Source organism: Streptomyces sp. NPDC058662 (assembly GCF_042716255.1).
Lineage (GTDB): Bacteria > Actinomycetota > Actinomycetes > Streptomycetales > Streptomycetaceae > Streptomyces.
In genome coordinates this window covers 53,216-65,731 of sequence record NZ_JBHXRU010000005.1, presented here as the reverse complement: position 1 = coordinate 65,731, position 12,516 = coordinate 53,216, and the positions used below count along the sequence as shown (strand labels likewise).

Genomic DNA, 12,516 nt, shown 5'->3' with positions numbered 1-12,516 from the left:
CGGCTGGGCAGGTGTTTGAGCCGGCGGTCGGAGGCTCGGATCGGCCGATTGGTCCGGAGCCGTCCCGTGTGGCGCCTCGCGTCAGTGGAAGGCCGCCGCCACGGCGCGGTGGGAGCCGTTGAGGTAGTGCTCGCCGATGGAGCGCAGACGGCGCATGACCGGCTGGTGGGCGGTCAGCTCGCGTGCGTTGCGCCAGAAGCGGTCCAGGCCGGGGGCGTCGGCCAGTTCCAGCACCCGCGCGGTGATGTCCAGGGCGGCCTTCGACGTCACGTTCTCGGCCGTGGCGACCAGTGCGGCGACGCTCGCGGGCTCCTCGGCATCGAGCTGGGAGCCCGTGTCGAGGGCCCGCGCCATCACCGCCGTTGCCCGGTGGACGACGGCGGTGGCCGTCTGCGCGGCGGAGGCGAGTTCCCCGTACGTCAGCAGGAGGTCCGGATCCGCGCGGGGCAGGCGGTGTGCATGGCCGCCTCTGCTGAGGTCGCGCGCCTCGCTGAGGGCGCCTTCGACGATGCCCGAGGCGACATGGCACAGGGCGAGCCGGAGCGCCGTCTCGGCGAGCGCGGTGAAGGGCGCGGCCGACTCCTCGTCGTACGGCCGGCGTCCCAGCAGCTGTCCGGGTGTGACGGTGACACCGTCCAGGACGACCTTGCCCGCGCCGGCGACACGCTGGCCGAGCCGGCCGTGGGCGGGTTCCACGGTCACGCCGCGCGCGCCGCGAGGGATTCGTACGACCAGGATGTCGCCGGTCACGGCGCACACGGCGTCCAGCACGATCTGGTCGGCGACGGTCACCGCGGTGTCCACGGACCGGCAGCCGTTCAGGAGGTAGCCGGTGTTGCGCGGCCACAGGGTGAGGTCCGCTGCGTGCGTGTCCTCGTCTGGTCCAGGAGTGCGGACCGCACCCGTCCACAGCCACTGCTTGCGCCGTGACTCCTCCTCAAGGGCGGCCGCCTGGTGGTGACTCGTGTAGAAGCGTCCGCTCCAGGTGTGGACGTAATGGCGGGCGAGTACGGCGCCGACGGAGCTGTCGGCTGTCGCGACAGCCCGGATGACGGCGCATCCGGTGAGCCAGTCGACCCCGCGGCCGGGACCGGGCGGGGTGAGAGCGGCAAGCAGGCCGGCCTCGCACAGCCGTGCCTTCTCGTCCATCGGAGGCAGGCCCGCCTGGTCGCGGGCGATGGCGTCCGCGGCGAGGTCGTCCGCCACGTCGTGAGCGGCACGCAGGACCGCGTGGCGCTGTTCTTCGGCGGACTCAGTGGCGGCGGGGCTGGATGGTGTCGGCACGGGCGTCATCCACCGGCCGGGGCGCCGTGGCCCGGGGCCTGGGCTGCGTGGTCGGCGGGGCCATGCGGGGGGACGGAGATCATCTGGGCTGCTCCGGAGCGGTGTTGACGCCCACGGCCAGTGGCCGGGAAGGGACGGGTCGATGGTGACGCGGTGACGCGATCAGAGGGGGTGCGCCGAGACGGGCGCACCCTGGTGGCGTCCGCGTACGGACTGGCCGCACCGCATGCATCCCTACCTTTCCTATCGGATTGATAGGAATACTCGGGGACGGCGACCTCCTCAGCAAGGGCGCGGCCGCATCGTGGACAGGTCTGTCTTGAGTGCTGGGCAGAGTGCTCGGCTTGCCGCAACCGCTGGAGCCGCCATTGTTGCCGCTGCGTGGCGACCTCATGGCAGTCCCGCCGCCTCCCGTCCGGGCGGCCGCGGTACTGCCTAGCATCCCCGGCACGGCCTCGGCGCCATGGACCCCGTAGACCGTGGTCCTCGGCCGACTGCCGCTCAACCGCCGCGGCAGTGAGGAACTCCGAACATGACCGAGCCCACGGGAGGGCCCTTGACCGAACCGGTTCTCCTGACCGCGCCCTCCGGCCCTTCCGGACGCTCCGGTCCGCCCGCTCCGGCAGAGCGGGCACTGCCGCTGCGGCGGCCCGGGCGGTGGGTCGCCACCGTCGTCGTGCTGGTGCTGGCCTCCCAGGCCGCGCACGGGCTGCTGACCAACCCCTTCTACCAATGGGACCGGTTCGCGTACTGGGCCACCCGGCCGGCGATCCTGGACGGGCTGCTCATCACACTCCAGGTGGCCGTCTGCAGCGCGGTCCTGGGCCTCTTGGGCGGCATCCTGCTGGCCCTCGGCCGGCTGTCGGCCAGTCCGGTGCTGCGATCGCTGAGTTGGACGTACATCTGGCTGCTGCGCTCCGTCCCGCTCATCGTCGTCCTCCTCTTCCTCTACAACTTCAGCGCCCTGTACCCCTCGCTGAGCCTCGGCGTGCCGTTCGGTCCGGCGCTCCTCACCTTCGACGAGTCGGAGCATGCCCCGGACATGGTCGTGGCGGTCGTGGGACTGGGCCTGGTCGAAGCGGCGTACACCGCGGAGGTGGTCAGGGCAGGGCTGCTCTCCGTGGACCAGAGCCAGCACGAGGCGGCTGCCGCGCTCGGACTGCCCAAGCGCTACCGGTTCGCCCGGATCGTGTTCCCGCAGGCCCTGCGCTCCATCGTGCCCAGCTACGTCAACCAGCTCATCGGGCTCGTCAAGGCCACCTCGCTCGTGTTCTACGTGTCACTGCTCGACCTGTTCGGCTCGGTGCAGAGCCTGGGCGCCACCTATCCGGGGGACGTGGTGCCGCTGCTGCTGGTCGCCACCGCCTGGTACGTGGTCCTGACCAGCGGCGTGTCCGTCGTGCAGTTCTACGTCGAGCGGTACTACGCACGCGGGGCCCTGCGGAGCATGCCGCCCACCCCCCTGCAGCGGGCCCGGTCGGGCCTGCGCGAGCTGCGGGCACGCTTCCGGAAGGAGACCGCGCGATGACCACCACCATCACTACGACGAGTCCGCCCGCCGCCATCGAGGTCCACGACGTGCACAAGTGGTACGGCGACCGTCGCGTCCTGGACGGGGTCAGCCTGAGGGTCCGGCCGGGCACGGTCACCGTGGTGATCGGCCGCTCCGGCTCCGGCAAGTCGACCCTGCTGCGGGTCGTCAACCACTTGGAGAAGCCCGACGCCGGGCAGGTCAGCGTGGGCGGCGACCTGATCGGCGTACGGAGGCACGGCACACGGCTCAAGGAGCTGAGTGAACGCGCGATCCTCGCCCAGCGCCGCCGGATCGGCTTCGTCTTCCAGAACTTCAACCTCTTCCCCCACCTCACCGTGCTCGACAACGTGGCCGCGGCGCCGGTGGCGACCGGACGGCTGCCCCGGCCGGCGGCCCGGGCGCTCGCCAGCGAGCTGCTGGAACGGGTCGGTCTCGGCAGCCGGGCCGACGCGTACCCGCGGCAGCTCTCGGGCGGGCAGCAGCAGCGGGTGGCCATCGCCCGCGCGCTCGCGCTGCGGCCCGGCGTCATCCTCTTCGACGAGCCGACCTCCGCGCTCGACCCGGAACTGGTCGGCGAGGTGCTGGCCGTCATCAAGGACCTGGCCGGCGGCGGGACCACCCTTTTGATCGTCACGCACGAGATCGGCTTCGCCCGCGAAGTGGCCGACGAGATCGTCTTCCTGGACGACGGCCGGATCGTCGAGCAGGGCCCGCCCGAGCAGGTCCTGGACGCCCCGATCCACCCCCGGACCCGGGAGTACCTGAGCAAAGTGATCTGACGGCGCACCCCGTACCCCCGGCGCACCCCGTACCCCCGCCCCCTACCCCCGTGCCCCCCCGCTGATCGAAGGAACGCCATTCCATGCACCGAATGAATTCATTCCGCAGAGCGCTCGCCACCGCCGCCACCGCCACGACTCTCGTCGCCGCGCTCACCGCCTGCGGCGGCGGGAGCGGAGCCGCCCAAGCCGCCGGAGCCGGCGGTGCGGCGGGCCCCGCCACGGTCACCGTCGGCGCCCTGTCCAACGGCGCCGCGCAGCAGACCGAGCTCACCGTCCCCGTGGAGGAGTCCCTCCGGGCGAGGCTGCCCGAAGCCGTCCGCGAACGGGGGGAACTGGTCATCGGGGTGGGCGCACTGCCCACCGGGTTCCCGCCGCTGGCGTACGTCGGCACCGACCAGAAGACCCTGACCGGCGCGGAGCCGGACCTCGGACGGCTGGTGGCCGCCACGCTCGGGCTGAAGCCGGTGGTGAAGAACTCCACCTGGGAGAACCTGTTCGTCGGCATCGACAGCGGCAAGGTCGACGTGGCCTTCACCAACGTCACCGTCACCGAGGAGCGGAAGAAGAAGTACGAGTTCGCCTCGTACCGGCAGGACAACCTGGCCTTCGAGGTGGTGAAGGACAGCCCCTGGAACTTCGGCGGCGACTACCGCAACCTCGCGGGGAGAGCGGTCGCGGTGGCCCGGGGCACCAACCAGGAGAAGATCCTCCTGGAGTGGCAGGCGAGGCTGCGGTCCGAGGGCAAGGACATCGACGTCAAGTACTTCCCGGACAGCAACAGCAGCTACCTGGCGCTCAGCGGCAAGAAGATCGACATCACCTTCGTGCCGAACCCGTCCAGCGCCTACCACATCACCCAGACCGCCAGCAGCAGTACACCGACCCGGAACGCGGGCCAGGTCTCCGGTGCCGGGGAGACCCTGCAGGGGCTGATCGCGGCGACCGCCAAGAAGGGCAGCGAGCTGGCCGATCCTGTCGCGGCGGCCATCAACCACCTGATCCGGAACGGGCAGTACGCGCAGCTGCTGGCGGCGTGGAACCTGTCCGAGGAGGCCGTGAAAACCTCCGAGGTCGATCCGCCCGGCCTGCCGCTGACCACCTCGTGAGCCGCCGACGCAAGACTGCCAAATGCCTTTAATACTGCCGTCATTGTTCCTCCGCTGCGTGCGACGTAGCGTTTCTCCGAGACGGTCCCGGAGGATCTCCGGCCCCTGTTACCGCGGCTCCCCCTCCCCCTCCTTCCCTCCTTCACCACGGTGATCAGAAAGGCGTTGTTCGACGTGTCCGAACTGCACCTCGCCGTCGCGCTCGACGGCGCCGGCTGGCACCCGGCGGCCTGGCGGGAGCCGGGCGCCCGGCCCGCGGAACTGTTCACGGCCCGGTACTGGGCCGATGCCGTCGCCGAGGCGGAGGCCGGACTGCTGGACTTCGTCACGCTTGAGGACGGTCTCGCCCTCCAGTCGTCCGCGCCGGCGGAGCCCGACGTGCGCACGGACCAGGTGCGCGGGCGGCTGGACGCGGTGCTGACAGCCGCTCGAATCGCGCCGCTGACCCGGTACATCGGCCTGGTGCCGAGCGTGACGGCCACCCACACCGAGCCCTTCCACATCTCGAAGGCGATAGCGACGCTCGACTACGTCAGCCGCGGACGGGCGGGCCTGCGCGTGCAGACCTCCGCACTTCTCCACGAGGCCCGGAACTTCGGGCGGCGGGAGTTCCCGGCGCCGGTGGGCGAGCCGGCCGAGGAAGCCGCCGACCACGTGGAGGTGGTGCGGCGGCTCTGGGACAGCTGGGAGGACGACGCGGAGATCCGCGACACGGCCACCGGCCGCTTCGTCGACCGGGACAAGCTGCACTACATCGACTTCAAGGGACCGCACTTCAACGTCCGGGGGCCGTCGATCACCCCGCGTCCGCCCCAGGGCCAGCCCCTGGTCACCGCCTCGGCCGGTACGGTGGCCCCCCGGGCCGGCCTCGTCGACCTCGTGTACGTCACCCCGCGCGACCTGGACGAAGCGCGGGCCGCGACCGCCGCGCCGCGCTCGCCATCCGGCCCGCGGCACGTCTTCGCAGACCTCACCGTGTTCCTGGACGAGGACGGCGCGGCGGCCGCCGCCCGCCGCGACTGGCTGGACGAGCTCGCCGGCGCCCCGGCCCCCACCGACGCCGCGGCGTTCAGCGGGACCCCCGCCGCACTCGCGGACCTGGTCCAGGAGTGGTGGGAAGCGGGCCTGACCGGCTTCCGGCTGCGTCCGGGCGTCATCGCCCACGACCTGCCCGCCATCACCCGCCGTCTGGTGCCCGAGCTCCAGCGGCGCGGCGTGTTCCGAAGGACGTACGAGGCCACCTCGCTGCGCGGGCTGCTGGGCCTGGAACGCCCCGCGAACCGCTACGCCGCCCTCCCCGCCTGACCTCGGACCCGGACCCGGAGCCGGACCCGAAAGGACACCATGAGCACGAAGCCGCTCAAGCAGATCCATCTCGCCGCCCACTTCCCCGGGGTCAACAACACCACGGTGTGGAGCGACCCCGCGGCCGGCAGCCACATCGAGTTCGACTCCTTCGTCCGCTTCGCTCAGACGGCCGAACGTGCCAAGTTCGACTTCCTCTTCCTCGCCGAAGGACTCCGCCTGCGCGAACAAGGCGGACACATATACGACTTGGACGTGGTCGGGAGGCCGGACACCTTCACCGTGCTCGCCGCGCTGGCCGCCGTCACCGAACATCTCGGCCTGACCGGCACGATCAACTCCACCTTCAACGAGCCCTACGAAGTGGCCCGCCAGTTCGCCACCCTCGACCACCTCTCCGCCGGACGCGCCGCCTGGAACGTGGTCACCTCCTGGGACGCCTTCACCGGCGAGAACTTCCGCCGCGGCGGCTTCCTGCCCCGCGAGGAGCGCTACACCCGCGCCCGGGAGTTCCTGGCCACCGCCACGGAGCTGTTCGACTCCTGGGACGGCAGCGAAGTCGCCGCCGATCCCGTCTCCGGAACCTTCCTTCGCGACGCGCGCGCCGGAGCCTATTCCCACCAGGGCCGCCACTTCGACATCGAGGGCCGCTTCAACGTGCCCCGCAGTCCCCAGGGCCGCCCGGTCATCTTCCAGGCCGGGGACTCCGACGAGGGCCGCGAGTTCGCGGCCGCCCGCGCCGACGCCATCTTCAGCCGGTACGCGGCCCTGGATGAGGGCCGGCAGTTCTACGCCGACGTCAAGGGACGCCTGCCCCGTTACGGTCGTCGCCCCGAGGAGCTGCTGATCCTGCCGGCCGCCACTTTCGTCCTGGCCGACACGGACGCCGAGGCCCGCGAACTCGCCCACGAGGTACGCCGGTTGCAGGTCAGCGGGGCCGGCGCGATCAAGTACCTGGAACACGTCTGGAACCGTGACCTGTCCGCTTACGACCCGGACGGACCGCTCCCGGACGTCGACCCCGACCCCGGCGAGAACACCATCGCGCTCGGCCGCGCGAGCGTACGGCAGTTCCGTGACCCGCAGGCCACCGCCCGCCAGTGGCGCGAGCTCGCCGAGGCCGAGAACCTCTCCATCCGCGAGCTGGTGATCGCCAGCACCGCCCGGCAGACCTTCGTCGGCTCTCCCGCCACCATCGCCGAGTCCGTCAACAGCCTGGTGCAGGCGGACGCCGCCGACGGCTTCATCCTGGTCCCGCACCTCACCCCGGACGGACTGGAGGGCTTCGCCGACACCGTCGTCCCCCTCCTCCAGGAACGCGGCGTCTTTCGCGACGAGTACACCGGCACCACCCTGCGCGACCACCTCGGACTCGACGTCCCGACTGCCCGGCCGGCCGGCAGACCTTTCCGGCCACGGCACTAGGCCGTCTCTTTCGGATCTTGCCGTCACCCCCTTCACCGATCTCAAGGAGACATGGCCATGTCCGGCATCCCCCTCGGAGTCCTCGACCTCATCCCGATCCCTTCCGGCTCCACCGCAGCCGACGCCCTGCACAACAGCATCGACCTGGCACGGCAGACGGAACGCCTCGGCTACTCCCGTTACTGGTTCGCCGAGCACCACCTCAACCCCGGTGTCGCCGGGACCTCCCCGGCCGTGGTGCTGGCCCTGACCGCCTCCGCCACCTCCACCATCCGGATCGGCTCCGGGGCCGTACAGCTCGGCCACCGCACGGCCCTGTCGACGGTCGAGGAGTTCGGCCTGATCGACGCCCTGCACCCGGGCCGCCTCGACCTGGGCCTGGGCCGCTCGGCCGGCCGGCCTCAGCAGACGGCCGTGCGAGCGGAGCCCTTCGTCGGATACACCCCGAACGGGCTGCGCATCCCGGAGCGCTTCTCCTTCGCCCACCTGTCGGACCATCCCCGGTTCACGCTCCAGCAGAAGCTGCTGAACCTGCCCGGTGCCCGGCCGCCGGACTACGGCGAGCAGGTCGGCGACGTCCTCGCGCTGCTGCGCGGCGAGTACCGGTCCGCGGAGGGCGCCGAGGCGCACGCCGTGCCCGGCGAGGGGGCCGACGTACAGGTGTGGATCCTGGGCAGCAGCGGCGGCGAGAGCGCCGAGACGGCCGGCCGCAACGGCCTGCGGTTCGCCGCGAGCTACCACATCAGCCCGGCGAGCGTGCTGGAGGCGGCCGAGGGCTACCGGACCGCGTTCAAACCCTCCGCCGAACTGGACCGCCCGTACGTCACCGTGTCCGCCGACGTCGTCGTGGCCGAGGACGACGCCGCAGCCCGCGAACTCGCCGCCGGATACGCACCCTGGGTACACGGCATCCGCACGGCCGAAGGCGCCATCCCCTTCCCCTCCCCGGCCCAGGCGCGGGCGCTGACCGGCGCCTGGACGGACGCGGACCGGACGCTGGTGGCCGACCGGGTGGAGACCCAGTTCGTCGGCTCGCCGCGGACCGTCGCCGACCACCTCGAACGGCTCCAGGAGGCCACCCGTGCCGACGAGCTGCTGATCACCACGATCACGCACGACCACGCCGACCGGGTCCGCTCCTACCGCCTCCTGGCCGAGGAATGGCGCCGCCGCTGACATGCCCGCCGGGCAGCACGGGGGCGGAGGTCAGGCCTTCGGCACGGTGTTCACGTAGTGGGTGCCCGAGCTGGAGAAGCCGTCGGGGTGCTCAGCCGCAGGAACCCGTCGCGGGGGCGGGCGGTCAGTTCTCGGGGGTGTCGGTGGGCGGGTTCTCGGCGGTCTTGGACGCGTCCGTCTTCTCGCGCATCTTGCGGACCAGCTCCGCCTTCTGGTCGGCGGCGCCCTTGCGGTCGAGGTTGCGGTGCGGACCGTTGTTCTGGCGTTCGGCGCGGGACAGCTTCTTGCGCTTGCCGCCGCCCTGGCCCACGGGGTTGTTGATGTTCTTGCTGTCGGTCACGGGTTCTCCCGGTGGTGATGTGGAATGGTCTGCGGACTCATCGGCGGGGGACGGGCCCGGCGACGTCAGAGCACGTCAGCAGGGGCCCGTCACGCTCTCACTCGGGAATCGGCGTCTGGAAGAACATGACAAAGACGTTACCGGGTCCCGTCGGCCCCGCGCGCCAAGCCCACCGTCACCCGGCCTCGGCCGGGCCCGCGGCGGTCTGTGCTTCCCCGCGAAGGATCCGGCCGCGTGCCTGCCGTGACGAGAAACACGGGTGACCGCCCCTCCCGATCGGTTCCGGCAGCCCTCAGGGGCGGGCCGCCGCGGACCGCCGACCTGAGCGCCGAGAAGGTCTGCGTCCTGCGCGAGGTCCTGGTCGTGGCACGGCGGTCCCTGTCCCAGCGCTGGGGCCCTGTCGTCGAAGTCCGGCCGGCTCGGCCGCTTCGCCGACAGGGCCCGGGGCGGGTCCCGCACGGCACTAGGCGAACGTGAACCAGTTGAGGTTGACGAAGTCGGCGGGCTGACCGCTGGTGAACGTCAGGTAGACGTCATGGGTGCCGGTGGTGCGGCTGATGTCGGCGGGGACGGTGCGCCAGGTCTGCCAGCCCCCGGTACTGCCGACGGCGAAGCTGCCGATGGGGGTCGCGGTGGGGCTGCCGAGACGGACCTGGACCAGGCCGCTGACGCCCGCGGCGGCGCCGGACGCGACGCGGGCGTTGAAGCGGGTGGCGCCGGCGGTGCCGAAGGCGACGGAGGAGTATGTGAGCCAGTCGCCGTTGGACAGCCGGCCGACGTCTGAACCGCCGCCGGCGTCGGAGCAGGCCTCGACCTGGGTTCCGGACTGGGAGCTGAACGCCTCGGCCTGGATGGTGGCGAAGGCGCTGACCCCGCCGGCTGTGGCGGTGGGAGTCGGTGTCGGCGTAGCGCCTCCGCCGGCGGTTCCGCCGACGGTGATGGTCCAGCGGCCGGGGCTGCCGGACTGGACCTTGCCCTCGAAGTCCACCCCGGCCGGGTGGACGTCGTCGTAGGGGAAGGCGTACCCGAGGTGGTCCGGGGTGGTGTTGTGCAGGATGCGGGCGTAGTGGTTGGTCCGCGGACGGGTGTAGAAGGAGGCCGGGTTCTCGTCGGTCGGCTGGTGGGGGTTGTCCAGCAGGGTGGTGCGGTTGAAGGCGGCGGCGAGCCGTGCGCTGAGGTTGCCCATCAGGTCGTTGCCCGTGGTGAAGGGGGCGTCGCTGCAGGAGAAGATGGAGAGGGTCGACGGCTTGGCGAAGCTGCCCACTCCCGGGAAGGTGAGCGTGTCGCCGTTCACCCGGCCGGTGACGGTGCCCCAGGTGAACTGGGTGTCGATGCGCAGGTCGGTGGAGCGGTACTTGTTCCACACCTCGTCGACGTAGCTGTCGAAGTAGCCGCGGAACAGTGCGTTGTCCCCGCGGATGGCCAGGTTGGGGCTGACCACGCGCAGGTCGGCGCCGCCTCTGTTGACGATCAGCCTGCTCCAGTCGCTGCCGTCGGCGGCGGACTGGGCCCGCAGCGCGGCGGCGACCCGGGACAGCCCGTCGGCGGGCAGTCCGCGCACCGTCTGGGTGCCCTGTCCGGTCTCCAACTGGAAGGCGATCGGCAGCGAGACCATGTCGACGAACGTGATGTTGGCGTACAGCTGGTCGGCGTTGAAGGTGAATTCGCAGAAGTCGTGGTGGACGTTCGCGTTGGGGTCGGCGGGGTTGCTCACCGAGGGCAGGGCCAGGCCGCCGCCGCGGTTCATCAGGAAGGTGAGCTTCGCGCCGACGGAGAAGTAGATGCGTCCGCTGTACAGCCGCGGCAGCGTCACCTTCCGGGCCCCGGCGCCGGACGCGTTGAGGGCGATGGCGCAGTCGGCGCCGAGCGGGGTCTGGTCGTTGGCGGGGTTCGGCGGGTGGTACAGGCTGGTGCCGTCCGCCCGGATGAAGGCCCAGTTCCCGCCGGCCGCCGGGTCGCGGCCGAGCACGTAGGCGTACACCGTGTTGCTGCCCGTGGTGTTGGCCAGCTCCAGGGGGAGCGTCGGGGTGGTCGAGGCGTCGGCGTCCGCCTCAAGCCAGGTCGCCACGGCGGGCACCGCCAGGGCCAGGCCCGCGGCCGCGGTGAGGAGTTTTCTGCGGGACATCGTTCGCTGGTGGCGTGCCGGCACGGTGGGGGTCCGTTCTGCGAGAGGGGGAGGAGAGAGCGCTTGGCGAGGTCAGAGGGGAAGGGGAAGGGAAGCCGGGAGGGGCAGCGGGGGAGGGGAAGCCGGGAGGGGCAGCGGGGGAGGGGGCGCTGCCGGCTCCGTGGTTCGGTCAGCCGACCGTCCACTTCTGGTTGGCGCCGCCGGTGCAGGTCCATGTCTGCAGCCGGGTACCGTCGGCCGAGGAGTTGCCCTTGGCGTCCAGGCACGTGCCGGCGCCGATGCTGGTGAGGTCGTGGGCGGCGGTGTACGCCCACTTCTGGGCGTTGGTGCCGTTGCAGGTGTAGAGCTGGACCACGGCGCCGTCCGCGGTCGAACCGCCCGCCACATCGAGGCACTTGCCCAGCGCGCGGACGGTGCCGTCGGCGCCGACGGTCCACTGCTGGGCCGCGCTCCCGGTGCAGTCGTGCAGCTGGATCGGCGTACGGTCGGCGTTCGAGCCGCCCGCGACGTCGACGCACATACCGCCGATGCCGCGGATCGGGCGCGCGGCGGCGGCACTGCCGGAGGCGCGCACGTAGTCGATGGTCATCGTCTGCGGGAAGGTCGAGGAGGCATCGGGACTCCCGGGCCAGTCGCCGCCGACCGCCACGTTCAGGATGAGGAAGAACGGGTGGTCGAAGACCCACTTGTTGCCGTTGGTGCCCGACGGGGTGAGTGTCTTGTACGTCGTGCCGTCCACCGACCAGACGATCGAGTTCGGGCTCCACTCCACGGCGAACACATGGAAGTCGTCGGCGAAGGCCCGCCCACCGGGCAGGCTGTACGCCGCGCCCAGGCCGCCGGCTCCGGAGTACCCGGGGCCGTGCACCGTGCCGTGCACCGTGCTGGGCTCGCGGCCGACGTTCTCCATGATGTCGATCTCGCCGCTGTTGGGCCACCCCACGGTGCCGAGGTCGTTGCCCAGCATCCAGAACGCGGGCCAGATCCCCTGGCCCCGCGGGATCTTGATCCGCGCCTCGAACCGGCCGTACGCCTGCGTGAACGTCTTGGCGGTATTCAGCCGCGCCGATGTGTACTGGCACGGCCCGTACCAGCACTGCAGCCCGGCATCGGTGTTCTTGCGCGCGGTGATGACCAGGTTGCCCTGACCGTCGAGGGCGGCGTTCGACGTGCTGTTGGTGTAGTACTGCAGCTCGTGGTTCCCGAATCCCGAACCTCCGGTCTCCACCGTCCACTTGGCGGCGTCCGGCCCGCGGCCCGCCGGTCCCTCGAACTCGTCGGACCAGGTCTGCGCGGCAACCGCGGCGGCGCCGGCCCGGGAAGCCGGCCCGACGAAGGACGTGAGCACCGCGACCACCAGTCCCGCGGTGACGACGAGCATCAGCCCGCCGAAGGACCAACGTCTCGCTCGATGAGCAGCAGCCATGGGCAGGCATCCA

Annotated in this window: 10 protein-coding genes; 6 read left to right on the top strand and 4 right to left on the bottom strand. The window is 71.6% G+C overall.

Annotation, left to right across the window (positions count from 1 at the left end; translation table 11 throughout):
- Positions 1–81 precede the first annotated feature (81 nt).
- The gene (locus tag ACFWUQ_RS03895) at positions 82–1,284 is read right to left on the bottom strand and encodes an acyl-CoA dehydrogenase (RefSeq protein ID WP_384532320.1); all 1,203 of its coding nucleotides are present in this window, start codon (positions 1,282–1,284) and stop codon (positions 82–84) included.
- 532 nt (positions 1,285–1,816) lie between these two features.
- On the opposite strand from ACFWUQ_RS03895, the gene ACFWUQ_RS03890 reads away from it, so the two are divergent.
- From ACFWUQ_RS03890 to ACFWUQ_RS03865, 6 genes are all read left to right on the top strand, one after another.
- Positions 1,817–2,812 carry an amino acid ABC transporter permease gene (locus tag ACFWUQ_RS03890; RefSeq protein WP_384532317.1) on the top strand — a complete coding sequence of 332 codons (996 nt, stop codon included), beginning with the start codon at positions 1,817–1,819 and terminating at the stop codon, positions 2,810–2,812.
- The gene (locus ACFWUQ_RS03885; protein WP_384532314.1) at positions 2,809–3,597 is read left to right on the top strand and encodes an amino acid ABC transporter ATP-binding protein; all 789 of its coding nucleotides are present in this window, start codon (positions 2,809–2,811) and stop codon (positions 3,595–3,597) included. Before ACFWUQ_RS03890 ends, ACFWUQ_RS03885 begins: the two co-directional genes overlap by 4 nt.
- Positions 3,598–3,680: 83 nt before the next feature.
- Positions 3,681–4,706, top strand: a complete 1,026-nt coding sequence (locus ACFWUQ_RS03880; protein ID WP_384532312.1) for an ABC transporter substrate-binding protein — start codon at positions 3,681–3,683, stop codon at positions 4,704–4,706.
- A gap of 165 nt (positions 4,707–4,871) precedes the next feature.
- Positions 4,872–6,011: an LLM class flavin-dependent oxidoreductase gene (locus ACFWUQ_RS03875; protein WP_384532495.1), complete on the top strand. Its 1,140-nt coding sequence runs from the start codon at positions 4,872–4,874 to the stop codon at positions 6,009–6,011.
- A gap of 39 nt (positions 6,012–6,050) precedes the next feature.
- A complete protein-coding gene (locus ACFWUQ_RS03870) occupies positions 6,051–7,436 on the top strand; it encodes an NtaA/DmoA family FMN-dependent monooxygenase (protein WP_384532309.1) in 1,386 nt (461 codons plus the stop codon).
- Positions 7,437–7,493: 57 nt separating this feature from the next.
- Positions 7,494–8,612, top strand: a complete 1,119-nt coding sequence (locus tag ACFWUQ_RS03865) for an LLM class flavin-dependent oxidoreductase (RefSeq protein ID WP_384532306.1) — start codon at positions 7,494–7,496, stop codon at positions 8,610–8,612.
- 124 nt (positions 8,613–8,736) lie between these two features.
- On the opposite strand, the gene ACFWUQ_RS03860 is transcribed toward ACFWUQ_RS03865, so the two are convergent.
- From ACFWUQ_RS03860 to ACFWUQ_RS03850, 3 genes are all read right to left on the bottom strand, one after another.
- Positions 8,737–8,952, bottom strand: a complete 216-nt coding sequence (locus tag ACFWUQ_RS03860) for a DUF6243 family protein (RefSeq protein WP_384532303.1) — start codon at positions 8,950–8,952, stop codon at positions 8,737–8,739.
- Between the two features lie 463 nt (positions 8,953–9,415).
- On the bottom strand, positions 9,416–11,077 hold the full coding sequence (locus ACFWUQ_RS03855; protein ID WP_384532300.1) for a beta-1,3-glucanase family protein: 1,662 nt from the start codon (positions 11,075–11,077) through the stop codon (positions 9,416–9,418).
- A gap of 169 nt (positions 11,078–11,246) precedes the next feature.
- Positions 11,247–12,503 carry a family 16 glycosylhydrolase gene (locus ACFWUQ_RS03850; RefSeq protein WP_384532297.1) on the bottom strand — a complete coding sequence of 419 codons (1,257 nt, stop codon included), beginning with the start codon at positions 12,501–12,503 and terminating at the stop codon, positions 11,247–11,249.
- Between the last annotated feature and the right edge of the window lie 13 nt (positions 12,504–12,516).